Origin of the sequence: Acinetobacter sp. NBRC 110496, assembly GCF_000876115.1 — a bacterium.
Classification (GTDB): domain Bacteria; phylum Pseudomonadota; class Gammaproteobacteria; order Pseudomonadales; family Moraxellaceae; genus Acinetobacter.
In genome coordinates, this window is sequence record NZ_BBTF01000005.1 from 68,847 (window position 1) to 92,664 (window position 23,818).

Below are 23,818 nucleotides of genomic sequence, written 5' to 3' on the forward strand. Positions count from 1 at the left end.
TTAGAATGAAGGGGTAAAACTTAACCCAAGCCCAAACCATCTCTGTCGAAAGGCATTTAGACGTTCGCCGATTGAAGCTTCTAATACGAGGATATTTGGAATGAGGCTGTAATTCACAGCAGCTTGCACAAAGGGTGATTGACGGTCTTGATTATAGGTTTCTGCGCTTATGGCGAAACGGTCGGATAAAGAGTAATTGGTCGCAACTCCCCAACGGATTAAACCGACATGATCCGGACCATCCTGATAACCAATATTGGTATTGAGGCCCAAGCGTTGATCAATCAGATTAAAACTCATCGGTACGTTGAAAAACCAATCTAGATCGGAGCGCTGTTTAGATTGTTCATCACGTGACAACATCAGGCTGGTAGCAACACCCCAGTGGTTACTCATTGGCTTTAAGACAGTTTTCGCTTGAACAGAAAAACCATGCACATTATCCAGATCTTGGGTCGCATGATAGCCAAGCGAGACTTCAAAATTTTGGCCTAGATTACAGGCTGGCGTAATCTGATAGGAACTGGCTCCGCCCTTTAAAAATAGATATGACGATTCTAATTGACAATGATGTGCTGCGGTTATTGAAGCATCATCTGTATTTAACAGTGGATCTGCCTTGCTCTTTTGAGCGAGCAGCAATACCCCACAGAGTAAAAATACGCTGAGGGTATAATACCATTGAATGGAAGCGTGTAAAAACATAGGCTTCTCCCCATTTTTAGGTGGGAAACTAAACGGGCTGTAGTCAATACAATAAATTTTTGCTAATACGTAAAAATTTTATAAGTCAGGGAATAATTATATACATTTTATCAAAGCTATCTCCTTGCAAGATAGCCGACCTAAAAGGCTAACTTGCTCAGTATTCGCTTTGGTTTAAAAGATAATTAAACCCGAACCTCGAACAACTTCCCATTTAGGATCTCCGTTGAATAAACTCATCGGCATTATAGGGGAAGTTATTAGATTAACAAGCCCCTTTTCATGAATTTTTTATTGCAACACACAATTCAGTGCGACAAGGTTTTATTGCTTAAAGCTCTCTCACTACTACTGTTTTGGCCATTTTGTCATGCCAACCCTGTTTCTTGGAGTCAAATGCAACCCAAATTAAACCAATAAAAAATACTAATGTAGCTGGAATATAACCAATGTAGCGAATAATCCCTTGCCCAACACTAATCTTTTCTCCTGTTTTTTCATCCAAGACTTTTAATCGAAGTAAACGTTTACCTGGCGTTCCTGCGAATTTAATCCAGCAAAAAATGTAAAAAGCTGCTGTGATGATTTGCCACACCCAATCCCATGTAGACATAAACTGGAATGATGAGAACCCATCTGAGGCAACAGTAGTATCACCACCCCCAAAGATCATGGTTAAAGGAATTAATGCGACAATGATAATGATCGAATCAATAATTGCTGCGCCAACACGTATCCAGAAACCCGCATACTCATATTGTTGAGACATATTTCCCCTCTCTTTGATTATTTCTATAAAATATTAATAAATAATAACCTGTTGCAGCATTTATTTATATTATCTTTTGTTGTAATTCTCGCTCAAAAAAATCAATAGTTCGTTGCCAAACCACTTGTGCTTCCGGCATACCGCGACTCACGCTACGAAAACCATGCGGCATATTATAGGTATAGGCTTCCACACGATCACCCAATTGTTGAATAAGTTGATTGCGTTTGGTCGCTGGACAAAATGGATCAACCGTAGACCAATGTCCTTGTAAAATACGAACTTGATCTAAAGATTCTTTTTTCGGTACGCCTGCTCCTTCAATCCCTAATGAGTGGTGATACACCACAGGCGCCAACATATCGTCTCGTTTGGCCATCTGAATGACATAGCCGCCTGTAAGACATTGCCCCAACATCCCCAAACGTCCATTTGACCGTGGATCTGCTTTTAATGCATCCAGTAATACATGAATTTCCTGATTCACCCCACTATCCGCAGCATTGGTTCGTCCTGCCTTATTTACCATAGCACGAATACAATATTTGACTGCGCCACCACTAAATAAGTTAGGGACATAGACCAAATAGCCACGATCCGCCAAATCTTGGGCATCTTCTCGATAGACATCTAAAATACCGAATAACTCATGCAGCAATAATATGGCAGGTGCTTTTTCTAAGGTTTGAGCAGGTGCATACACTTCAACTTCAATTTGACGTGTCGGTAATGTGATTGTTTTTATTTCCATTGCAGTCATCCGTTGCGTTCGAATGATTTTCATCCTATTTGTGACAATATCAATTGTCAAATAAAAAAGGATGTCTGACGACATCCTTTTTACATTCATTCAATCAGCTGGTTAAATACTTAATAAACTGTTCAAAGTCTCTGCCACATTTTTCGATTTTACTTTAGGCTGTAGGCCTTTAAGTGCCTGTTGCACTTGGCTACGTTGTGGTTCAGCCAAGGTGTACCAACGTGACAATACTTGCAATAATCGAGAACCCAAAATTGGATTTTTCTCATCCAGATAAGCGGCAAGCTCGATGAAATGATCAACACCAAAACTCCAGGTATTGACTGGGTTTGCTGCCAAACCACCACTCACTGCACGGATACGATTCGGTGTTCCCAAATCATAATCGGCATGTTTGGTCAGATACTCAATTGTTTCTGCTGTTGCACACGGGTTCGATGCCTGGATACTAAACCATTGGTCTAAAGATAAGGCTTCATCTTTAAAACGGTTATAGAAATCAGCGAGCGCTGCTTGCGCTTGTGGTGCATCGTTCCACACCAAAACACGTAAGGCCCCTAAACGCTCAGACATATTGCCCGTTTGTTGATATTGCGCATAAGCCAACTCAAAGACCGATTCATCACCTTGACGTGCCAGCATGTTGAGCATGATATTTTTCAATGCTCGCACGCCCATTGCCAAAGAAAACTCTTTCTGTTGCGCTGGATCAAGGGCTAAATAGGTGTCTTTCCAGAATGAGCCCAACTCACGCGCTAAACGATCCAGTACCGCTTCACGTTTTTCACGAATCAGTTCGGGTTCATAGTCCTGATCAATACGGCTGCCCAAGTAGTTTTCACTTGGTACATCAAATAAACGCGATGCCAGTAACGGATCTTGATTCACTAATTCAGGCAAGGTATTTTTAATCGCCTGAATATAAATATCTGCCTTATGATCGTCTAATAAAATCCGTTCCAATAAGGTTTGTGTGGCTTGCCATTGGTTAAAACCATTGGTTTCATGCTGAATTAGAAAAGCCAGATCGTCATCGGAATAGTCAAATACCAAATTCACAGGTGCCGAGAAATTACGCAATAAGGAAACGACAGGTTGCTCGGTTACCCCTGTAAATTCAATTGTTGCTTCATCTTGATCAAATAAATACACCCCATCTTTGACCTGATTCACAAACAGGTCTATGCTGTGCAAAGTATATTGCTCACCCGTATTAGCATTAAATAAAGCCAAGGCCACAGGAATTGGCACTGCTTTAAGGTTTGGATATTTTGGATGTGCTTTCAAGCTTTGTTTGAAGCTTAGACGATAAGTCTGTGCCGCAGCATTATATTCACCTTTGGCTTCTAACTTTGGCGTCCCTGGCTGGTTATACCAAGTCAGGAAATTAGAGAGATCCACACCAGAACCTGCACTTAATGCAGCCACCCAGTCTTCCACTGTGACCGCTTGCCCGTCATGACGCAGGAAATATTCATCAGTCCCTTGACGGTATTTTTCTTTGCCCAATAAAGTAGCCATCATGCGATTGATTTCAGCACCCTTCTCATACACCGTAGCAGTATAAAAGTTGTTGATTTCAACAAAATGATCTGGGCGTGGTGGATGCGACAATGGACCTGCATCTTCCGGGAATTGATGCGACTTTAACACGGCCACATCATCTATGCGTTGTACGGCCGCTGATTGTAAGTCTTCAGAGAAAGACTGATCACGAAAAACCGTTAAACCTTCTTTTAAGCACAACTGGAACCAGTCACGACAGGTAATCCGGTTGCCTGTCCAGTTGTGAAAGTATTCATGTGCAATCACCGACTGGACTCGCATAATCGCAGCATCAGTGGTGTATTCTTCATCGGCAAGTACACAAGAGGTATTAAAGATATTTAAACCTTTGTTCTCCATTGCCCCCATGTTGAACTGACTTACTGCCACGATCATATAGTTATCGAGATCGTAAGGACGCCCATAATGTTCTTCATCCCAGCGCATTGAATGCTTTAGGGCTTCCATCGCGATGTGACATTTTGGGATATCTTTTTCAATCGCATAAATCTCCAAAGCAACATCACGGCCTTCGGAAGTTGTATAACGATCTTTCAATACTGCTAAATCACCAATCACACAGGCAAATAAATAGCTCGGTTTTTTGGTTGGATCTTGCCAGATCGCAAAATGACGGCCCTCTCCAGCCTCACCCGTTTCCAATAAGTTCCCGTTTGCAAGCAATACTGGATATTTCTTGTCTGCTTCTACTCGCGTTGTAAATTCAGCAAGCACATCTGGGCGATCTGGATAGAAGGTAATTTTACGGAAACCTTCAGGTTCATTTTGAGTGACAAATAAATCCCCTGCCTTGTATAGACCTTCAAGCTGAGTGTTCGACTCAGGATGAATGATCACTTGCGTTTGTAGAATGACCTGATCTGGTGCATCAGTGATCACCAATTGTTCACTGTCCAGATCATATTGCTCGGCACTCAGCGTCTGACCATTAAGTTGAATTGATTTGAGTTCCAGATCACGACCTAACAGAACCAATGCACCTGCTGTCTGACGTTTCATCACCAGTGTAGAATCAACAACGGTATGATCATCATAAACCTGAATATCCAGATTGATGGATTCAACCAAGAATGAAGGCTTTTGATAGTCTTTTAAATAAATGGTTTGATCTGCCTGTACAGGGGGCTGCGCCGCAATATTCATCAGTATTCCTTATCTTTCATCATGTCGGATGGTCTTGTTGGCAAGACTCTTGATGAGTCGATCATACGCCAACTTACAAAAGCTGTCTTTAGAGCCACGTACCAGTTTTAAGAATTTTATTGGGTTTACTTTTCATCTTTTCAAATTTATTGAGCAAATCACGTGCCGTTTAGACAAAATTACAACATGGTTTTCCATTCTTAAATAAATGCTACAGAATCGAAGGGGTTTTATCGCTCAACTTACATTTTTTCTGGCGTTTTACATTTTGTGCACGGTTATTGCTTAAGTTTATATGCCAATGTAGGTAATACAATAAAACATGTGAGGGTATGACGATGGAATTAAAAGCACACTTATATCGTTTAGAAAATATCAAGGCGATTCACGATCTAGCAAAAGCAGGCGTGGATCATCATGTCATTTCCGTTTTTTTAACTGCAGAAGGAATTGAATTGACCGCATTAGAAGTGACCAATATCGTGAACACCTATGACGCGCTTGGTAAAGAAAAATTACCGAGTAAAAAAGTACAAGCACTCATTGCTGCAAAAAAAATCGGTCAGGAGGACGAAAACTTACCATGCCCAGTTTAATCATTCACTTTAACCAAAAAACCTCGAAGCGATTTCGAGGTTTTTTTTATAACTATTTGATTAAGGGGTCGCGTTATCGGTACGCAACCAGACGACTGTACGGCCCAATGCTGAAACGCCCATATAACCACGCATACGTAAACGTTTACCTTCGCCTGTTACCACGCCTTTGCCTTTATAGATACGGCCAGATGTCGGCTCCAATACTCGACCATCAATATAAGAATCCGGCTTATCTGGATCTTCCCTAAAGCCTGATAAAATCTCTAGACCTAGAATCGGTTTATTGGTATTGGGTGCTGCACATTTAGTACAATTGGTCAGTGCAATGCCGTGTGAGTTTGGATAACGATAAACAATCTTCCCATGATAACGGCCGTCATTTCCTTTACGGATTTCTACGATTGAGAGTTGCTCACCTGTTCGTTCTTCGATACTTTTCCAGTAGCCCTCAATTGAAGCTGCAAAAGTCGTTGCGCTTGCACAAGCAATAGTGAGTCCCATGATTCCGTTCATGAGCATACGATTTAGCATATTAACCCCGTCTAAAAAAAGAAACCTATTCATCGTTATAGGTTTAATGCACGGAAATTATCACACTTTTTAATAAGTTACACTGTACGCTAGCGTTCATTTGTATAAGAAATGAGTTATCTATTTGCTGAGCTTTAAACAATAATCGTTATTGTTTAGTACAAATAAAAAAGCCCAAACAGGTCGTTTAGGCTTTCTAAAGAACGATTGAATCCGTTAAGGATTCGCGCTGTCGGTTCGAATCCAGACTTGAGTACGTCCAAGTGCTGAAATTCCCATATACCCCCGCATGCGCAGACGCTTGCCATCGGCACTCAATTGCGCCTTACCCTTATAAATATTACCTGTTTTAGGCTCAAGAACTCGACCATCAATATATTGATTCGGATTTTTCGGATCTTCTTTTAGCCCCCACGCAATTTGCAATCCGAGAATTGGCTTATTTTTAAATGGTTCAGGACATTTAACACAATGGGTCAATACTGTCGCACCGCCAGGAACGGGATAACGATAGACAATCGTTCCTGTATAGGTATTATCGGGTTTCTTTTTAATTTCCACGATTGAAAGCTGCTCCCCTGTACGATCATCAATACTTTTCCAAAATCCTTCTGGGGTTGAAGCAAAACTAAGTGTCGTGAGTACAGTGAAAGAGATGCCCATGATTCCTTTCATGAGTGTGTTTTTTTGCATAATCAACTCCGTAATGCAAAACCGATCCGTCTATGACTTCATTTTTATACGAATGTTCAGAAACAGTCAACACAACAAAAGGTCATTTAATTACTTAAAATCAAACAAAATTTTAATTAATTCTCAGAATTTTTAATTAATGATTATGGCTTGGCACTACACATACAAATCCACTTTAAGATTCGACCTTAAGCAGAAACTCAGACAGTGTTCCGCATCTCAGCAACGATTAGATTGCCTAGAGTGTATGAAGCTTCACCTCTTTGAGTGTCTACAATCTCACCTATAATTTTGATCTCGCTGTAAACTTTGCATCACTCTACAGATACAGCATGTATAATTCTGTTTTTAATGGTCGCAGGTTTCAAATCGATGGATTTACAGATTCTACAAAAACAGTTAGATGAAAGTAGCCATTGCCCGTTGTGCCGCGCGTCGATGTACTGGATTGAGGCAGAACAGTACAATCAAGAATTTCAATTCCACGAATGCAGCCACTGTCAGCACCGTGTCTTTAAAAGTGACAGCAAACTGAATTGCCATTGTGCTCAATGCACCGCTCAACGGAAAAAACAAACCCAGCAGACCATTTTACAAGAACAGCGAAAGAACAAAGTTAAAGACGAGGTCATTTATAGTCTGAATCAACTGAGTTTTTTACATAAATTATTTTTGCTCAGCCTGCTAGATAACTATGCACGCGAAGACATACAGCATGATGAGCTGATTCATTGGCAGAATATTAAATATCGAGAATTTACACCCAACTATTTGTTCCAGAATCATTTAGTTCAAGAATTACTGAAACTCGGGGTATTTAAGTCACAAGATAGTAACTTGGAAACTGAACATTTTTATTTGAATGTTCGACTGGATGGCTATTCTGACCCGAGTCTGTTTAGTGTCACCCAACAATTGCGGCACTGGTTTTATGAAAACCTGAGTCTAGGAATTCCCTTTAAAAACACCGATGAGGTCAAGGATGCCCTCTATCTTGTGCTTTACCAAGAAATTGTACAATTCATGCAGTTCTATTGTCGAACTTGGGGCATCCAGATTGCAGGTAGCCGCCCATTCCAAGCTTTTTGCTACCGTTTAATGGAAGGTCTCGCTGTTGGCCAAATTTTTTATTTGATTCAAACTGCATTAGAATATCTGCATAAACAGAATGCCTTACAGCCAAGAAATGATAAATTCATTAATACCAATTTATTAAAAAAGACATTGGAACAATATCGTGAGCGCGCCTTAACTGAACGTTGGGAAACCACGACCTTACCCAGACCTTACACCATTCCATTTAGTAAAATGAGTGAAGTGCTGCTGTTTAAATTTTTGGGTTATGACGAGAGCATTTTTATTCAGCCAGTCTGGAAGTCTTGGCGAAAAATCGAACCTCGCTTAAGTTTCTACTCGGTTAAGCGATGCATGTATTGCGGTTCAAATGACTTAATTGTGGATTATGATGCCGAAGATTATGTGTCATTAATTTGCCGTCAATGTAAGCATCAAGATCATTATTTCACTCGCTAATAAAGACCTTATTCAGGATATGTCATGTCACACAAACAACAACTGATTGATCAAGTCATCGAAGCTTGGCGTGCCTTACAACAACAAACGCCTTTAGTGCAATGCATGACCAATAGCGTTGCCAACAATTATGTGGCAAATATCTTACTGGCAGCAGGTGCATCTCCTGCCATGATTGATAATCCATTTGAAGCCGAAGATTTCACTAAAATCAGTGCCGCCTTAAGTATCAACCTGGGTACACCCACCAGTGAACAGACCCAAGCCATGTTGATTTCAGCTCAAACGGCTCAACAGCAGCAAGTGCCTTGGGTACTTGACCCTGTCGGTTATGGTGCAGTGTTAAAATGGCGCAGTGCAACGGTCGATCAACTGTTAACATTCCAACCCAGCATTATTCGCGGCAATGCTTCGGAGATCAGTACCTTAGCGGGCAGCCAAATCCAATCTAAAGGTGTCGATAGCACTTTAAATAGTCATGAGGTTTATGCACAAGCCAAAAGCCTATTGCAGCACACTGAATGTGTTGCAATTTCAGGTGAATCAGACTTCATCATCTCTAAACAATTCGATGCGGTGATTCAAGTCAATGGTGGCTGTCATTTACAACCCAAAATTACCGCAACAGGGTGTGCCTTAGGCGCATTAACCGCAGCCTATCATTCAGTCAGTCATCCAACCATCGCTGCACTTGCCTCACACATTCATTTTGCCATTGCTGGTAAACTGGCTTATGAGCATGCGCAAACCGTTGGCAGCTTTCATGTGGCCTTTTTAGATTATGTGCATATGCTGGATGACAACCTGATTCAGCAATATGTCGATATTGAAATCATTTAAGTATTTCATTCCACAATATTCATATGTACAGAATAAACAAACACATCACTGATATGTCTGTTTATTCTGGGGCTGAATGAGCAATCTGCTGATTGTCTTTTCTGAGCTAAAGACGGATAACCTTGTCATAATGCCGAGGGTTTAGACGAATCATCAACCCCGCAACAATCACGACCATCAATATATGCCAAATCCATCCTGCACGATATGTGTCCGTCATACCATGCAGTACTGCAACCCACCATGGCGCAAGCGCCGCCAATAGAAAGCCACCACCCTGCATCAAAGCTGAAAGTTGTCCCGCATGCGTTGGGTCAGCTAAATGATCGAGCACTACAATCATCAGCAAGGCAAAACATCCGCCTAAGCCCGCTCCCACGGTAATCGCCCAGAGATAAGGCAAAGCATCTGCAAAAAAGGCCAAGCCTGAAAAGCCAATCAACTGCAAGATCAAGGTGATCGCAATCCAAATACGGCGATCTCGATTGTTACGGGATAAATAAGGCAATAGCAATGCGGCTGCCGCTTGGCTGAGTGTTAACACAGCCATCAAATTACCACTCGCAGTTGCTGTCCAGCCCTGTGCTTGGAAAGCAGGTGCCAGCCAAGCCACAATCGAGCTATAGCCACCATTGATTAAACCAAAACAACAGATCAGCAGCCAAGTTCTTGGCTGTTTTAACAGGGTTAATATTGAAGGCATTTTATTATGCTGCCGCGCTGCTTCAGTCAAAAAGCAACTTGCAAATACAAGAGCAAGTAATGCAGGCAAAACAAAAATAGCCAGCCCGATTTTCCAGTTACCGCTACTATTTGTTACTACTGGTGCAATGAGAGCACCAAGCGCTCCTCCGCCCATCAACGTCGCTGAATAAAGCCCCATCATCGGGCTTAGATGGGCATGGAATTCTCTTTTTATCAGACTTGGAAAAGCTGCTTGAACTACCGCCACACCAAAACCAATAATGGCTGCCGTTCCAATTAAAGCCCATCCATTAGGTACAATGAAACGCAAGCCACACCCTAAGCAAATCAGCCCTAAGGCCCCGAGAATGACACGCCGTTCTCCAATCGCACGCTGTATTACAGGCCCAATAAAAGCAATCAGCCCCATCAGCACCATTGGCACTAGAGTTAATAGTGCAATGCCTTGTAAACTCAATCCAGTCGTTGCTCGAATCTGATTGGCAACGGGCCCAATACTGGTCATGAATGGTCGAAGGTTCAATCCCACCAAAGCAACGGTTATAATCAAAAAAGATCGCTGATTTATCCTATTCATGGTTTTAGCTGCACATCAATCATGTAATGGATTGCCAATAGCGGTACAAGTCCGGCTTTGTTTCAATGCGTACAGGCACATAACGGATTGTCATCGACTGCTCTGCAAAGGGTTTGGCTAAGTCAGCATAGATCGCAGCCGTTGACAAACCATAGGCTTCAGCATCTTCATTGGAATGTGCATAAGTCACGCCACTAATGCCCGCCATACGCATCGCTGCCATACACATAGGACAAGGCTGCCCACTGGCAAATACAACACAACCGTCCAAATTGGCTGTCCCCAATTGCTGGCTTGCGGCACGTATTGCCAAGAGTTCTGCATGTGCGGTTGGATCATTACTTTTCAATATTTCATTGACACCTGACGCAATCACTTGGCCATCTTTCACTAAGATTGCACCAAACGGCCGTCCACCTTGCTCGCAATTTTGATAAGCCAGTTCAATGGCCTGACGTAGAAAATCGGTATTCTGTTGCACGTCTATACTCCAATTATTTTGCTTTTGCGCCTGCACGCAGTAACGCTTTTTCGATATGGCTATAACCACGTGCATGCGCATGTTCGAGTGCCGTAATCCCATCAGCATCAGGAATATTGACATTCGCCCCTGCTGCAATCAGCACATCGACAATCTGTTGATAAGGTTGCGTACCATTGCCTAAAATGATCGCTTCCAATAAAGCGGTCCAGCCTAAGTTATTGATATGATCGACATCCACACCCGCGTCAATCAGGGTACGAACCGTATCCACATGGCCACGTTCAGCCGCAGGAATCAATGCTGTGCCACCATAGCGGTTGGTACTTTTCAAATCAGCACCATGCTTTAACGTGAGCTTTAATATTTTTAGATAACCACGCGCTCCTGCATAGAGATAAGCACTATCCTGCATTCGATCTTTGGCATTGACATCTGCACCTGCATTCATCAAGGCTTGTGCGGCATCGAGATTATTGGCACGCGTTGCAACCAGTAAAGCGGTAGAACCAGAGGCATCACGGGCATCAATCTGAATATTTTGAGCAAGCAACTGCTGGATTTGTGCTACATTATTGCGTGCCGCCGCCGTATGTAAGGCATCTTCTTGCATCGCATCTCCCGAACTCGCATGGCTGCATGCAGTCAATGCCATCGTACAAATAACCGATAATAATGATTTGTGCATAAAATCCTCCTTGGCTCAGCCGAAGTTATTAGATGACAAATAAACACTATGACTAGGATAATCAGCTTCATTTCTATTTAAAAATTAAATTATTTAATAAAATCTATTAAGATTATAAATACCATATAAACAACACCACCAAATTCCACTGCCTCAAGGGTAAGTCGATATGTTTGATCCACGCTTGCTTCGTGCCTTCGTCAGTATTTATGAAGCAGGAAGCTTTACTTTAGCTGCTGAACATTTGCATATGACACAATCTACAATCAGCCAACAACTCGCCCGACTAGAGGAATCTGTAGGTAAGAGCATGATTGACCGTAATGCGCGCCCCTTACAACTGACCAGTTCAGGTGAATATCTGATTAGCTACGCACGGCGGATTTTAGCCCTGCAACAAGAAGCACTGATGATTTTGAGCGATCCATCAGGCACGATTCCAATTCGGATTGGTTTGCCTGAAGATATTATGAATAGTGATATGGCTTTGGCCTTAAGTGCCTTTAGCAAACAACACCGTACGGTACGGCTAGATGTGACTGCAGGACTCAGCCGCGATTTGATGGAACGTTATCGCAATGCACAACTTGATATTGTGATTGTCAAAGAAACTGCGGCCAGTTCTGATCATCATGCCTGTTTCCCCGAAGAAATGGCGTGGTTTGAAAGTATTGATCATGGCGGGGATTGGTCTGATCCACTACCCTTGGTGACCTTCCCACAAGGTGGGCTCTATCGTGATGAAATGTTTGAACGGATTGAACGTGAGCGCCTACATGGCTATATCGCCTTTACCAGCAATAGTTTAGCCAGTGTATTAGTCGGTGTTGAAACTGGTCTGGGTTTATCACTCTTGCCTGTAGCGACCACCAAAGGCCATCGAGTACAGGAATATTTGCCCTTGGGTAAAGCTCAAGCAATGACTGTTGCGATCTATGCCTGGGATAAAGATGGTCTGGTGTTTGATCTTTTAGCACAAATGACGAGCGTACTCAGCAACCGTTTTGAAGCATCACAACGTGAATGATTTGTGCTCAAATCACCTAACAGCTCAGGCAATGCGTCATTATGTGCCAAGCCTTATGCTAGATGTGCCAAAAATAGATGACATGGCACAAAAAGTTAAAACACCTGATTTACTGTCAAGACTATACCAATAGCGCTGATTACTATCGATTGAAATAGGCAGCTTTGACAAGTAGATCAGCATGACAAAACAGACAGAAAAACGATACCGCCAGTATGATCGTAATCACCTGATTTTTAATGTGATTGATTCGGGTCCAATCGATGGTAAACCCGTCATTCTTTTGCATGGTTTCCCCGAGACTGCACAAAGTTGGCAAGCCACCAGCACCATTCTCAATCAACAAAACTTTCGAACGTTTGCGATTGAACAACGAGGCTACAGCCTAACAGCCTCACCCAAAGGTCGTTTTCAGTATGCTATTGGAGAGCTGGTTGCTGATGTCAAAGCCTTCATCGATTTATTAGGCCAACCAGTATACGTCATTGGCCATGATTGGGGTTCAATTGTCGCCTGCGAATTGGCCCAGCAATTCCCCAATCTAGTCAAGCATCTCACATTGGTCTCGGTTCCACATACTGGGGCATTTCTGAAATCCATGCTTAGCAGTACGCAAATCTTTAGCTCGTACTATATTGGCTTTTTCCAATTGCCCTTTATTCCTGAACTGCTGTTTAAACGGGCCAAATCACTGAGTCGGCTATTGCTAAAAAACTCAGGGATGAATGCGGAACAAATCAGGGATTTTCAGCAGTATTTCATTCAAGAAAATCGCATCGGCACAGCAATCAACTGGTATCGCAGTATGCCACTCGCACCTTTCAACTCGACCTTTAACAAGGTAAAAGTCCCTACCTTATTTATCTGGGGCAATAAAGATATTGCAGTTGGTAAGAAAAGCGTACAGTTGAATAAACAGTTTTTTACTGGCGCATATCAGGAAATTTATCTGGATGCCACACATTGGATTCCTGCCCAGAATGCCGAGCAACTTAGCCATTATTTTATCAATGCCGTGAATGAGGGAGAACACTATGCATCCTAAACAACGACTGGAAAATCACTATCTTGAACAGCGCCGTGTGCAATTCGATTTTAGCAATACACCAGAATATTGGATCTATGACAATCCTTTTGCCACTCATTTAGTTAATGCAGTGCATTTGATTTTACCTGTGGGCGAACTCTGGATGTGCCGCTCATTTAATGAAGCCTTACCTTATGTCAAAGATGAAAAGCTTCGTGCCGATGTAAAAGGTTTTGTCCATCAAGAAGCGCACCATGCCTCCGCACACAAGGTCGCTCAAGATTATTTACGTCACTATAATTATGATATTGATGAATTTCTTGTATCTTTAGACAATATCTTTAAACAAATTAATGTTGCACCTTTTGGCTTAACCTTATCCAGTACTCTGGCATATCGTTGGCTCACAATGCGCATCGGTATCGCAGCTGCGGCTGAACATTTTACAACGATGCTGGGAACTTGGTGCCTCGAAAACCAACCTTGGCAAAATAAAACTGCTGATAAAATGATGTCTGATCTGATGACTTGGCATTTGGCAGAAGAAGTTGAGCATCGAAGTGTAGCTTTTGATCTCTATATGCACTTATGTGGTGAAGAAAATAAAATCTTTGCCTACTTACAACGCCAAATGATCATGCTGGCGGTCGCACCGGGATTTACTTTTGCCATCTATCAATGCTTTAAGGAACTTGCTCGACAAGATACTCAAACCAAACGCTATCAAAATTATGGTCTGCTCCGTTCCCTAGCTCAAATGGCAATTGAAAATGCCCGTAGCAAACAGGTACCAAGCTTTTTCTCGGTGGTCTTTAGTTTAAAACATTGGCTGAAACCGAGCTATCACCCATATTATGAAGGCGATACTTTAAAAGCCTTGCAAGTCATCAATAACTCCCCTGCGGTCAAAGCCCTAACCCAACTTCGGGTTTGCTAAGTCACTCAATTATTCCTTCCACTTCCAGGCACATGATGTGCCTTTTTTTGTTTTAACAGAATTCAAGATAGAAGCCCTATCAATATAAACTTTTTTAAGGTTTTAGCGATGAAAGCTATAACGATTGCCAAGTCTCTATTTGTTTCACGAAAATATGAACTAGTTCGGATGCGGTGCAAATGAATAGGAATAAATCAAAGATGGCTCATCACATTCACAGCCAGGATAGGTATTTTCCCGCCAAACGCCATCCACTTCATTTGATTTTTCAACAATAATAAAATTATTGATTTTTTGCTGTTTCAGCTCAATCTTGATTTAACGCTGAGATCTTCTACTCTCAAATCATAAAACCTTTTTAGTTCAATGTTTCAATCCTATCTACACCGACGCAAAGATATCTCTCTGGAAAGTATTAACATTCAGCCCTAAAATTTGACCTGAAATATCATCTTAAAAGAATCAAAGTCAAATGAATGAATGATTAAATCATGTTTTAATTGATTAATTTTTTAACCATAGATATAGAGACCAAAGTCCATGATTCTGTCCTTTGATGATACACAGAGATTGAATTGAATAAGTTAAGATAACTTATAAATCAACTGCATCATGCTGCAATGATTTATCTTTAATTGGGTTAAAGGATTTGGCTTCGAAATTAGCAGAGCAATTATGACTGATCTTCCAAGTATTCCATCCGTTCTATTAGAACTCATCAATAAATATTTACAGCAACAGAATATTTCGAGTCATCAGCTCAATCAACTTACTCAACAGTACGCCAATCAACCGAGAATGCCCTTACACAAATGGTGGAACTTGCTTGAAGAAATCCACCAGCAACACCCAACGCCTGTGTTAGGACATTATATTGGTGAACTCTCAGAGCCGCATCATATTCATATTTTAGGCTACTTGGCCTTATCCAGCCCTCATCTACTCAGTTTCTTGAATTGTTTTAAAAACTTCCAGCCCCTTTTACAAAATTCAGCTTCATTTTCTATTGTGCAGAAAGAAGATCGCTTCTGTATGTGCTGGACACCCGTGGTGCATAAAAACTCTCAGCTTTCAAATGAAGTATTGCTTTCTGGTGTATTGAGTACCATTCGAAAGATTTTACACCGACCAGATATTCAGCCTTTAAAGATTGAGTTCTCTGCTGTTGCACCTGCCGATACCACACCTTATCTGCAAATTTATGGTTGCCCTGTCAGTTTTGATTCAGAAATATTACGATTATGGCTTCCGCTGGAGATTCTGCATTTTCCAATCCCTAGTCACGATCCACATCTTAAAAAACTGTTGGATCAGCAGGCTGAAGCCTTGCTAAAGAGCATTCCAAATCCTGATACCTTTTTAAAAGACTTACAGTTGCTCATCGTGAATATGCTCAAGATGGGTGAACCCTCGGCGGAGCATATCGCCAAACAGATGAATCTATCGTTAAGAAGTTTTTATCGTAAGTTAAGTAGCTATCATTTGCAGTATAGTGATCTGGTAAAAAGCATTCGTTTAGAACTGGCTAAAAGCTATTTACTCAAATCAGAGCTGTCACTCACTGAAATTGCGCTGTTACTGGGTTATGCAGAACAAAGTGCTTTTAGCCGGGCCTTTAAACAGTGGGAACACCAAACCCCGTCAGAATATCGAAAAAATCAGCTTGCCTAGCACCTACAAAAACCAAAAGAATGAATCATCAATATGACTCACCCCTTCAAAAAAGCACTGATTGAAAATTTAGAAGCTAAATCCAATATTTAAATTGATGCGGTAGAGCCATTGGTCACTATACGGCGAAACAGTTGAGGTAAACCCCGTTGCATTGGATGCACCCCCAATAATATTGGCGTTTTTACCCCAGCTATAATCTGCCCACACCATAAACGGCGAAGCAATAAACATCATCCCAGTGGTATTCATTTGTGAAGCTGACCAATCAGCACGTTTCTTGTCCATATAACTATAGTCATTATAAAAACGGATGGCTTTGAGTTTGCCCATATCCTGTACGGGTAAGGTATAAGCCAAGTTTAAACTGGCGACGGTGGCTTCGGATGCAATGAAATAGGCAGGGGTAAAACCATTATTCCCCATCAAGGTCATGTCATTATTGATCCCTTCTGGATTTTTGGCATCATATTGGTAATGAATCACAGAGCTTTGTAAATTAAAACGTTTGTAATTATTATCCGTGTGCAAACCGACCGCATAATACTGACCATTTTTATCGGTCGTTTTATTATGCAATTGTGCAATAGCCCCCGATACACCAAACTCTTGCTTACCGAATTCGGTTTCCAGCTTACGTACAATACGCGTATTCAATTGATGCCGCTTTTCATTTTGATAGGCTTTCTGGTTTGGAAATGCATTGTTCCTCAGATCATCATAGGTGGCGCTTTCAGGTGAATAACGAAGGTTGGTCTCCAGCATTTGCGGATAATAGCCCAGTTTCACATCCCAATCCTTGTTATGAAAGTTCCAGTTCAAACCAGGTGCAATGTTATTGCCATAACCCAAGAAGAATGGAATATGATAAGTCCAGCCATTTTGCGGATAAGGATAAATGGCAAAGGGCTTATAGACAAAACCTGCTTCTATACTGTTATTTTCATCTAGGTTATAACCGACATAGGCTTTCTCAACCGAACGTTTTTCCTGATCTTGAAATAAATAACTGGCATTAAAATAGGCATCGTCAAATTTGCCTTTTACATCCACCCGAAAAATATCGAAATACAGTTTACCAAATCCACCATTGGCCCCTTGCCAATTTTCATAACGCTGATTGAGTCGTACCACACCGCCGACTTGTACTGAATCCTTGCTGTCTTCACTTTTCCATTCTAGGGCTGAGCTTTGTGCAAATACATTTGCACTGCTACCCAAATAAAATGCAGCACATAGCATGGCTATAGAGGTCTTTTTCATCTCTTGATTCCTTGGTTTTTGTTCCAACGATCCTGTTGGCTAGCTTTTTTGTTTTACCTATAAAACATAGTTTTTATCGTTTTATGGGCAAAAAAATTTGCCCATAAAGCGGTCTTCACATCAGTACGGACTGCCAATGATCAGTAGGATTAGTACAATTTTTTCTGTGGTGGACCTGCAAAGTTCAATGGCCCAATTGAATGCATATCCAGTTCAATCACGCTTGGACCTTTAAAATCAACCGCTTCCTGAATTACGGTCTTGAATTCATCCGCACTACCCACTTTCCAGCTCTTCACACCCATTGCTTCACCTAAGACTTTGTAGTCTGGGGTATGCAATTCATTGAAATACTGGCGACCACCGAAGTAATTTTTCTGAATACCGCGCATTACGCCATAACCACCATCATTCATGATCATCAGCACCATATTGGTATTTTCTTGCGCCATGGTGGCAATTTCGCCAATGCCTAACATCAAACCGCCATCACCAACCAAGCCAATCACTTTCTTGTCAGGATTAGCAATCGACGCACCAATCGCAGTGGCCAGACCTAGACCAATGGCGCCTGCTAGAGAGTGAATATTCTGGTTTGGCGCCTGTACTGGGAATAAACGGCTGCCCCAAGTACTGCCTGACATGGTAATGTCACGTACAAAAATACCATCTTGCGGTAATGCGGCACGTAAGTGATCACAGATCAAGGCATATTGATCCAGTTGCTTGCGTAAAGCATCAATCGCGGCCTGTTTAGCCTGAACCACTGCTGCATCATAATCTGCGTCGACTTTTGAGATACCTTGCAAGCCTGTCAATACGCGTTGCAACACATCTTTGGCATCTCCACAGATGAAATTACGAACTTTGTAATTACGCTGTTGTGCGACAGGATTGGCATCAATCTGGATAATATTGTCAGGGAACTGCACGGAATAGGTTTTGGTTTCATTACTACGTAAGCGTGAACCCACCACCACCAATAGATCAGCATCTTTAAGTAATTGTTCAACACCAGCCGAGTTATGGAATGCGCCTAAACTACGAGGATGATCATCGGCCAATACGCCACGTGCATGTGTTGATGACACCACAGGAATGCCGAGATCAGCGATGGCTTTAACTTCCGCAACACTATTCAACGTCCCACCACCGATCCAAAACACCGGGCGTTTGGCTTTTTTCAGTTCTTCGACGATTAAGTCGACTTCGATCTGTTCAGCTTGTGGCAATTCAAGCGCTTTTACTGGCCCTAAGTTCAGCGGCAAATCGATTTCTGCTGCTTGCACATCAATCGGTAACTCAACACTGACTGGTCCCATCGGTACTGTCGTTGCTACACGAATCGCTTCACGAATCACTCCCACCGCATTGTCCGGGCTGGTAATACGAAATGCCGCTTTGCTGGATGCACGTAAGAAGGTCAGCTGATCTTTAGTTTCATGAATAAAGCTGGCATCACGATCTAGATATTCACGCTCCAATTGTCCAGTTAAATGCAACACTGGACTGCCTGCATTCATGGCTTCAATCAGTGAACCAACTGCATTACCTGCACCTGCACCCGTACTGGTGAGCGCCACACCCAGTCCTTTAAAGCGTGAATGACCATCTGCCATAGTGACCGCACCTGCTTCACCACGTGCCGCCACAAAACGGATTTTTTCACGGCGACCGACTGCATCGGCAATCGGTAAGTTATGGATCAAGATCACCCCATAAATACTGTCTACTTGGTGTGCTTCTAAAACACGGGCGATGGCTTCGCCGACATTTACACGTTCTGTCATTGCTATATTCCTTAAAAACTGTTCATTCCATGAATGTATTAATTCGCCCAAGGATTTGGCTGTTCGCTTAATCCCATATAGATGCTTTTTTGTTGCATATAAGACAAAATGCCTAAACGACCTTTTTCACGCCCGATCCCACTTTCTTTAAAGCCACCAAATGGCGCAGAAATCGAGAATTTCTTATAGGTATTGATCCAAACCGTACCCACTTCTAAAGCGCGCGCAATTTGCCATGCCTTGCGATAGTTTTCAGTCCAGATGCCTGCGGCAAGACCAAAACAGCTGTCATTGGCTTGTGCCAGTAAATCTTGCTCATCGTCATATTTCATCACCACCAGTACAGGGCCAAAAATCTCTTCCTGACAGGTTTGTGCTGAATTACTTAAACCTGTGATGATGGTTGGCAAGTAATAACTACCTTTGGCCAACTCACCTTCGGTTAAGGCATGACCACCAACTAGGACTTGCCCACCTTCTTGTTTCGCGAGCTGTACATAGTCATCAACCGAAGCCAAATGTTTCGGATTGATCAAAGAACCAAGATGTACGCCTGCGGTTTCAGGGTGTCCAACACGCAAGCCTTTGGTAATTTCAACCAGACGACTGAGGAATTGATCATAGATACTGCTGTGTACAAACAGACGCGAACCGGCAATACAGGCTTGTCCTGCTGAACTGAAAATACCGTAAGCCACACCTTTGGCTGCCAATTCAATATCTGCATCTGGCAATACAATCGTTGGGGATTTTCCACCTAGCTCTAAAGACGTCGTAATTAGTTTATCTGCGGCAAGATGTGCCAGATGACGACCTGTAGTGGTTCCGCCCGTAAATGAAATCTTACGCACCAAAGGATGCTTTACGATTGCATCACCAATCACCGAACCGCGTCCGACCAATACACTGAGCAAACCTTTCGGTAAACCCGCTTCTTCAAAGATTTTGGCAAGTTCCAATGCAATCAAAGAAGTCACTTCCGCAGGTTTTAGAATCACGGCATTGCCGCCCGCAAGCGCAGGTGCCAATTTTTGCACTTCACTGGCAATCGGTGAGTTCCACGGGGTAATTGCAGCGACTACGCCTACAGGTTCATGCACGCTCATGGTCATAAAATCTGCAGCACGTTGCGTGGTCAACTCGTCATTCAAGGTTTCACAGGCTGCTGCCACATAACGCGCTGTTGCCGCTGCACTTAGGGTCAAGGCTCGGGTTTCAGCCAAGGGCTTACCATTATCACGGGTTTGCAGCTTTGAAAGTTCATCCACACGCGCTTCAATAATGTCGGCCACTTTATATAAAATACGGGCACGTTCATGCGGCATGCTGTTACGCCACTCTGCTTTACGCCAAGCGGCATCTGCTTTTTCAATGGCTTCATTGACATCTTCCAGACTCGCCGTTGAGATTTCAGCATTCACCGATTGATCTGCTGGAAATAAACTTTGAATCGTCGCGCCTTTACCTAATCGCCATTCACCTGCGATATAAATTTCCTTCACCATGATCAAATCCTTTAAATCTGAATTGCTTCAACACTATTGCGGCAAGCGCGAATCACACTGAGTGCGGCTAAGGTTGAGGTTTTGGGATTACTCGCCAATGGCACACCAACCAGTTCAATGGTCATTGCACCGAATACACCCTCTGCAACAATGGTGTGCTTGTTTTTGTTGATATTTGGATCAACCGTCAATTCCACCATGGTGTCATCCATACCCAGTCCAGCCAGTGCAATCGTGGCGGCTACATTGGCATTGGCTGGAAACTTCAAGGCAGCTTCTCTGGCTGTACCACGGAAAAAAACTGTTGCTTCGCTGACCTGATCGAGGTCGACCAATTGCTCGGCATAGCTGCCACGCCAGCTTTTCGGACTCTTACAGCCCTTATAGGTGACCTTTTCTAAACCACCTTCTTTGGCCGCAGAGATACCATCAATCCCAGCAATGGCACCCGCTAAAAGGTGCAGATGTGCATCATGTTGTTCTGCCGTGGTTTTGAGTTGAATTAAAAATTCGTTATCCGCCAAAGTGCCTACTGAGATCAAGCCAATGGTCCAGCCTTTTTCCAAGACTTTTTGTGCATGTTCTTTCACCGCAGCTTGGCCTGCCACTTCAATCACATAATCAGGTGTTCCCTGACATTGATCAATTGAAGAAATCACCTGTACATCAGCAGCAACCTGCGCCTGTACTTTTTCGATACTGCGAGCAGGTACCACAATCCATTTAAGTTGCAGGTCTTGTGGCATGTGGGCATACACTTCTGCCGCCATCGCGCCAAAACCAATCATCATCAACTGTTTCATGTGCACACCTTATAAATGTTTGTTAAATCCACCAGAAACATCCAGTGTCGAACCTGTGGTATACGATGCCAAAGGCGATGCCAGAAACACCAAGGCACGTGCTGGCTCTTCTGGCTTGCCTAAACGTTGCATTGGAATGCCACGATTTTTGGCAATATTGCCTGTCCACTGTTCCCAAGTCGCATTGGGGTCTGAACGGGTTTCAAAACGGCGTTTCCACTGTGCTGATTCCACCATGCCCAACAGGATTGAATTGACCCGAACACCATACTGGGTAAATTCATGCGCCAATGAATGGGTCAGATTCAGCAATGCTGCACGCGCAGATGAGGTTGCAATCATGTGCGGTTCAGGTTGCAGTGCCAGCAAAGAATTGACATTGGTAATCGACCCGTATGCCGAATGTTTTAAATCGTTTAAGAAAGCACGTACTGGATGTAATACACTGAAATACTTCAGTTCAATTTCCTTCATCCAGTCTTCGTCTTGGGTGTTTTCAAAATTAGACACACGCCCCTGACCTGCGTTATTGATCAGCATGTCGACATTGCCCAGATACTGATTGACCTGTTGTGCAAAGCGTTTGACATCTTCTTTATCCAAAACATTGCAGATACTGGTGAAGATATTGGCATGCGGATATTTTTCTAAAATAGATAGTTTTGATGCCGCCAAACGCTGCTCATCTCGACCACACCACGCCACTTTGGCACCTTCTGCAACTAAAATTTCGACTGCAGCCAAACCAATGCCTGACGAGCCACCTGTGACAACTGCTACTTTTCCTTCAACTTGGAAGCTCATATCCATATCTCTCGTTTAAATCTTAATGTGCCGATAAAACAATGTCGTTAAACTGTTCAGCTTGATCGACATAACTTAGATGACCGGCATCTGTAATGAGATGACATCGGCTCAATTGCATTTCTACCGCCAATTCCTCGATTGCTTGCGCAGGCGTAATGCCATCCTTGTCACCTGCAATCACCACACAAGGAACGGTAATTTCTGTTAAATAATTTCGAATTTCATCATAGGCCAACAAATAAGATGCTCGAGTAAAACCCTCTAATCTCAGTTGCCCCATCACTTCACTGACCAATGCCAGTGCCTGAGGGTCTTGTTTATAAATCAAATGTGGTCCACGACTGGCTGCCATGCCTGCATTGCCCAAGCTTTTCAACAGATTCGGGCGCTTTTGATAGACCTGTGCTTGGGTCTCTTCATCGAAACGTTGGTAGCCTTGTGCTGCATTGGCAAGGATTAAGGTCTGTACCCGTTCAGGATAAAGATGGGCAAACGCACTGGCTTGTAAGGCACCCAATGAATGACCAATCAGCATGGCTTTTGAAATGTTCAATGCATCCATCAAGCCCAATACACGTTCTGCATAATCAGTTGCATTCGGTTGTTCTGTATCTAGGTTGTCAGATAAGCCATAACCGGGTGCATCCCAAGCAATAACATGAAAGTGCTGACTGAGTGTCTCTAGCAGATTGATCCAAGAAGCTGAACCCGAACTAATCCCATGCAATAAAATCAACGGCTGACCTTGGCCTGCTTCACGATAGGCTTGCACCTGCCCATTCACTACAATGGTTTTCACTGGATATTTGGCTAGCGTTTCAATCAGCGTCATCATGTCCTTCCTTGTATTTGCGCTAATCTGTCGAATCAGCGTTTGATTTGAGACAATGGATGCTCAGGTGGATAGTTCGGAATGGTTGGTTTACCCGCGCCCAACATCACACACATCAAGGCATCTTCCTGACCCGGATTAAATAAGCCACGGTAAATGCCTGGTGGAATCGAGATCAGGTCACGCTCTTTCAGTCGGGTCTCGAACTTTTCACCGTTATGTTCAATGAACAGATCAATCTCGCCACGCAACATGAAAAATACTTCTTCAACATCGTGATGAATATGCAAAGGCCCTTCGCACTGCGCAGGTAATACCATGGTTGAGAAGGTAAAGTTTTCCGCTGGAACGGTGTTGCCATCATTGACCACGCCTGTTGCACCAGTCCCCATATAACGCATTTGTGCACGGCGATATTTCGGGTCATAGTCCGCTTGGAACTTCAAAGCATCAAAATCATATTTACGTGTTTCAAAGCGTGCGATACGGGTATTTAACCAGTCTTGTAAGCTTGTACCTTCAGGTTGTGTCCATGATTCGAATTGTTGAGTAGTCATGTTTTAACT

Annotated in this window: 23 protein-coding genes and 1 pseudogene; 7 read left to right on the forward strand and 17 right to left on the reverse strand. The window is 42.8% G+C overall.

The window, feature by feature from the left end; translation table 11 throughout:
* The 4 genes from Aba26S_RS04375 to pepN all read right to left on the reverse strand — a co-directional run bounded on the left by Aba26S_RS04375 (position 1) and on the right by pepN (position 4,943).
* Positions 1–705: a hypothetical protein gene (locus Aba26S_RS04375; RefSeq protein WP_005240821.1), complete on the reverse strand. Its 705-nt coding sequence runs from the start codon at positions 703–705 to the stop codon at positions 1–3.
* Positions 706–1,036: 331 nt separating this feature from the next.
* The gene (locus Aba26S_RS04380) at positions 1,037–1,474 is read right to left on the reverse strand and encodes an RDD family protein (protein WP_005240820.1); all 438 of its coding nucleotides are present in this window, start codon (positions 1,472–1,474) and stop codon (positions 1,037–1,039) included.
* Between the two features lie 64 nt (positions 1,475–1,538).
* Positions 1,539–2,225 (reverse strand): dienelactone hydrolase family protein, encoded by a 687-nt coding sequence (locus tag Aba26S_RS04385; protein WP_043970345.1) that lies wholly within the window; start codon positions 2,223–2,225, stop codon positions 1,539–1,541.
* A 111-nt stretch (positions 2,226–2,336) separates the two neighbouring features.
* Positions 2,337–4,943, reverse strand: a complete 2,607-nt coding sequence (pepN, locus tag Aba26S_RS04390) for an aminopeptidase N (protein ID WP_043970174.1) — start codon at positions 4,941–4,943, stop codon at positions 2,337–2,339.
* A gap of 338 nt (positions 4,944–5,281) precedes the next feature.
* Here pepN and Aba26S_RS04395 point away from each other — a divergent pair, with 338 nt between their 5' ends.
* The gene (locus Aba26S_RS04395) at positions 5,282–5,539 is read left to right on the forward strand and encodes a hypothetical protein (RefSeq protein WP_005053401.1); all 258 of its coding nucleotides are present in this window, start codon (positions 5,282–5,284) and stop codon (positions 5,537–5,539) included.
* 60 nt (positions 5,540–5,599) lie between these two features.
* On the opposite strand, the gene Aba26S_RS04400 is transcribed toward Aba26S_RS04395, so the two are convergent.
* The gene (locus Aba26S_RS04400; protein WP_043970181.1) at positions 5,600–6,073 is read right to left on the reverse strand and encodes a DUF2147 domain-containing protein; all 474 of its coding nucleotides are present in this window, start codon (positions 6,071–6,073) and stop codon (positions 5,600–5,602) included.
* A gap of 216 nt (positions 6,074–6,289) precedes the next feature.
* Positions 6,290–6,766, reverse strand: coding sequence for a DUF2147 domain-containing protein (locus Aba26S_RS04405; protein ID WP_043970183.1), 477 nt, complete (start codon positions 6,764–6,766; stop codon positions 6,290–6,292).
* Between the two features lie 372 nt (positions 6,767–7,138).
* Between Aba26S_RS04405 and Aba26S_RS04410 the strand changes: the two genes are divergently transcribed.
* Together Aba26S_RS04410 and thiM are read left to right on the forward strand one after the other, a co-directional pair.
* Positions 7,139–8,299, forward strand: a complete 1,161-nt coding sequence (locus Aba26S_RS04410) for a hypothetical protein (RefSeq protein WP_043970186.1) — start codon at positions 7,139–7,141, stop codon at positions 8,297–8,299.
* Between the two features lie 24 nt (positions 8,300–8,323).
* The gene (gene thiM / locus Aba26S_RS04415) at positions 8,324–9,139 is read left to right on the forward strand and encodes a hydroxyethylthiazole kinase (RefSeq protein ID WP_043970188.1); all 816 of its coding nucleotides are present in this window, start codon (positions 8,324–8,326) and stop codon (positions 9,137–9,139) included.
* Between the two features lie 106 nt (positions 9,140–9,245).
* Here thiM and Aba26S_RS04420 read toward each other — a convergent pair whose 3' ends face one another.
* Genes Aba26S_RS04420 through Aba26S_RS04430 form a run of 3 tightly spaced genes read right to left on the reverse strand, consistent with a single transcriptional unit; the run spans position 9,246 to position 11,590 of the window.
* Complete coding sequence (locus Aba26S_RS04420; protein ID WP_043970189.1) at positions 9,246–10,421, reverse strand: cyanate transporter; 1,176 nt, start codon at positions 10,419–10,421, stop codon at positions 9,246–9,248.
* 19 nt (positions 10,422–10,440) lie between these two features.
* Entirely contained in the window at positions 10,441–10,902 is a 462-nt protein-coding gene (locus Aba26S_RS04425) for a nucleoside deaminase (RefSeq protein WP_005240810.1), read from the reverse strand.
* A gap of 13 nt (positions 10,903–10,915) precedes the next feature.
* Positions 10,916–11,590 carry an ankyrin repeat domain-containing protein gene (locus Aba26S_RS04430; RefSeq protein ID WP_043970192.1) on the reverse strand — a complete coding sequence of 225 codons (675 nt, stop codon included), beginning with the start codon at positions 11,588–11,590 and terminating at the stop codon, positions 10,916–10,918.
* 169 nt (positions 11,591–11,759) lie between these two features.
* On the opposite strand from Aba26S_RS04430, the gene Aba26S_RS04435 reads away from it, so the two are divergent.
* The 3 genes from Aba26S_RS04435 (at position 11,760) to Aba26S_RS04445 (ending at position 14,581) form a co-directional block, all read left to right on the forward strand.
* Complete coding sequence (locus Aba26S_RS04435; protein WP_043970194.1) at positions 11,760–12,617, forward strand: LysR family transcriptional regulator; 858 nt, start codon at positions 11,760–11,762, stop codon at positions 12,615–12,617.
* Positions 12,618–12,798: 181 nt separating this feature from the next.
* Positions 12,799–13,662 (forward strand): alpha/beta fold hydrolase, encoded by an 864-nt coding sequence (locus Aba26S_RS04440; protein ID WP_005240805.1) that lies wholly within the window; start codon positions 12,799–12,801, stop codon positions 13,660–13,662.
* Positions 13,652–14,581 (forward strand): metal-dependent hydrolase, encoded by a 930-nt coding sequence (locus Aba26S_RS04445; RefSeq protein ID WP_005240803.1) that lies wholly within the window; start codon positions 13,652–13,654, stop codon positions 14,579–14,581. Before Aba26S_RS04440 ends, Aba26S_RS04445 begins: the two co-directional genes overlap by 11 nt.
* A 124-nt stretch (positions 14,582–14,705) precedes the next feature.
* Here Aba26S_RS04445 and Aba26S_RS21330 read toward each other — a convergent pair.
* Positions 14,706–14,893: pseudogene (locus tag Aba26S_RS21330) on the reverse strand (cyclohexanone monooxygenase); the annotation flags it as partial.
* Between the two features lie 363 nt (positions 14,894–15,256).
* Between Aba26S_RS21330 and Aba26S_RS04450 the strand changes: the two are divergent.
* Positions 15,257–16,252, forward strand: a complete 996-nt coding sequence (locus Aba26S_RS04450) for an AraC family transcriptional regulator (protein ID WP_043970196.1) — start codon at positions 15,257–15,259, stop codon at positions 16,250–16,252.
* Between the two features lie 69 nt (positions 16,253–16,321).
* On the opposite strand, the gene Aba26S_RS04455 is transcribed toward Aba26S_RS04450, so the two are convergent.
* From Aba26S_RS04455 to Aba26S_RS04485, 7 genes are all read right to left on the reverse strand, one after another.
* The gene (locus Aba26S_RS04455) at positions 16,322–17,515 is read right to left on the reverse strand and encodes a hypothetical protein (protein ID WP_043970199.1); all 1,194 of its coding nucleotides are present in this window, start codon (positions 17,513–17,515) and stop codon (positions 16,322–16,324) included.
* A 149-nt stretch (positions 17,516–17,664) separates the two neighbouring features.
* Positions 17,665–19,305 (reverse strand): thiamine pyrophosphate-binding protein, encoded by a 1,641-nt coding sequence (locus Aba26S_RS04460; protein ID WP_043970201.1) that lies wholly within the window; start codon positions 19,303–19,305, stop codon positions 17,665–17,667.
* Positions 19,306–19,343: 38 nt separating this feature from the next.
* On the reverse strand, positions 19,344–20,810 hold the full coding sequence (locus tag Aba26S_RS04465; RefSeq protein WP_043970203.1) for an aldehyde dehydrogenase: 1,467 nt from the start codon (positions 20,808–20,810) through the stop codon (positions 19,344–19,346).
* Positions 20,811–20,821: 11 nt separating this feature from the next.
* Positions 20,822–21,613, reverse strand: coding sequence for an aspartate dehydrogenase (locus Aba26S_RS04470; protein WP_043970206.1), 792 nt, complete (start codon positions 21,611–21,613; stop codon positions 20,822–20,824).
* A gap of 9 nt (positions 21,614–21,622) precedes the next feature.
* Positions 21,623–22,417 carry an SDR family oxidoreductase gene (locus Aba26S_RS04475; protein ID WP_043970208.1) on the reverse strand — a complete coding sequence of 265 codons (795 nt, stop codon included), beginning with the start codon at positions 22,415–22,417 and terminating at the stop codon, positions 21,623–21,625.
* A gap of 22 nt (positions 22,418–22,439) precedes the next feature.
* Positions 22,440–23,255, reverse strand: coding sequence for an alpha/beta fold hydrolase (locus Aba26S_RS04480; RefSeq protein ID WP_043970210.1), 816 nt, complete (start codon positions 23,253–23,255; stop codon positions 22,440–22,442).
* A 32-nt stretch (positions 23,256–23,287) separates the two neighbouring features.
* Positions 23,288–23,809, reverse strand: coding sequence for a cupin domain-containing protein (locus Aba26S_RS04485; protein WP_005231167.1), 522 nt, complete (start codon positions 23,807–23,809; stop codon positions 23,288–23,290).
* Between the last annotated feature and the right edge of the window lie 9 nt (positions 23,810–23,818).

What these genes read in the sequence shown, in the direction of transcription:
- Aba26S_RS04460 (WP_043970201.1), bottom strand. Translation starts at nt 19,305, where the DNA reads ATGACAGAACGTGTAAATGTCGGCGAAGCCATCGCCCGTGTTTTAGAA.
- Aba26S_RS04410 (WP_043970186.1), top strand. Translation starts at nt 7,139, where the DNA reads ATGGATTTACAGATTCTACAAAAACAGTTAGATGAAAGTAGCCATTGC.
- pepN (WP_043970174.1), bottom strand. Translation starts at nt 4,943, where the DNA reads ATGAATATTGCGGCGCAGCCCCCTGTACAGGCAGATCAAACCATTTAT.
- Aba26S_RS04465 (WP_043970203.1), bottom strand. Translation starts at nt 20,810, where the DNA reads ATGGTGAAGGAAATTTATATCGCAGGTGAATGGCGATTAGGTAAAGGC.
- Aba26S_RS04420 (WP_043970189.1), bottom strand. Translation starts at nt 10,421, where the DNA reads ATGAATAGGATAAATCAGCGATCTTTTTTGATTATAACCGTTGCTTTG.
- Aba26S_RS04450 (WP_043970196.1), top strand. Translation starts at nt 15,257, where the DNA reads ATGACTGATCTTCCAAGTATTCCATCCGTTCTATTAGAACTCATCAAT.
- Aba26S_RS04435 (WP_043970194.1), top strand. Translation starts at nt 11,760, where the DNA reads ATGTTTGATCCACGCTTGCTTCGTGCCTTCGTCAGTATTTATGAAGCA.
- Aba26S_RS04475 (WP_043970208.1), bottom strand. Translation starts at nt 22,417, where the DNA reads ATGAGCTTCCAAGTTGAAGGAAAAGTAGCAGTTGTCACAGGTGGCTCG.
- Aba26S_RS04375 (WP_005240821.1), bottom strand. Translation starts at nt 705, where the DNA reads ATGTTTTTACACGCTTCCATTCAATGGTATTATACCCTCAGCGTATTT.
- Aba26S_RS04480 (WP_043970210.1), bottom strand. Translation starts at nt 23,255, where the DNA reads ATGATGACGCTGATTGAAACGCTAGCCAAATATCCAGTGAAAACCATT.
- thiM (WP_043970188.1), top strand. Translation starts at nt 8,324, where the DNA reads ATGTCACACAAACAACAACTGATTGATCAAGTCATCGAAGCTTGGCGT.
- Aba26S_RS04445 (WP_005240803.1), top strand. Translation starts at nt 13,652, where the DNA reads ATGCATCCTAAACAACGACTGGAAAATCACTATCTTGAACAGCGCCGT.
- Aba26S_RS04470 (WP_043970206.1), bottom strand. Translation starts at nt 21,613, where the DNA reads ATGAAACAGTTGATGATGATTGGTTTTGGCGCGATGGCGGCAGAAGTG.
- Aba26S_RS04385 (WP_043970345.1), bottom strand. Translation starts at nt 2,225, where the DNA reads ATGGAAATAAAAACAATCACATTACCGACACGTCAAATTGAAGTTGAA.
- Aba26S_RS04455 (WP_043970199.1), bottom strand. Translation starts at nt 17,515, where the DNA reads ATGAAAAAGACCTCTATAGCCATGCTATGTGCTGCATTTTATTTGGGT.
- Aba26S_RS04395 (WP_005053401.1), top strand. Translation starts at nt 5,282, where the DNA reads ATGGAATTAAAAGCACACTTATATCGTTTAGAAAATATCAAGGCGATT.
- Aba26S_RS04400 (WP_043970181.1), bottom strand. Translation starts at nt 6,073, where the DNA reads ATGCTAAATCGTATGCTCATGAACGGAATCATGGGACTCACTATTGCT.
- Aba26S_RS04430 (WP_043970192.1), bottom strand. Translation starts at nt 11,590, where the DNA reads ATGCACAAATCATTATTATCGGTTATTTGTACGATGGCATTGACTGCA.
- Aba26S_RS04485 (WP_005231167.1), bottom strand. Translation starts at nt 23,809, where the DNA reads ATGACTACTCAACAATTCGAATCATGGACACAACCTGAAGGTACAAGC.
- Aba26S_RS04380 (WP_005240820.1), bottom strand. Translation starts at nt 1,474, where the DNA reads ATGTCTCAACAATATGAGTATGCGGGTTTCTGGATACGTGTTGGCGCA.
- Aba26S_RS04405 (WP_043970183.1), bottom strand. Translation starts at nt 6,766, where the DNA reads ATGCAAAAAAACACACTCATGAAAGGAATCATGGGCATCTCTTTCACT.
- Aba26S_RS04440 (WP_005240805.1), top strand. Translation starts at nt 12,799, where the DNA reads ATGACAAAACAGACAGAAAAACGATACCGCCAGTATGATCGTAATCAC.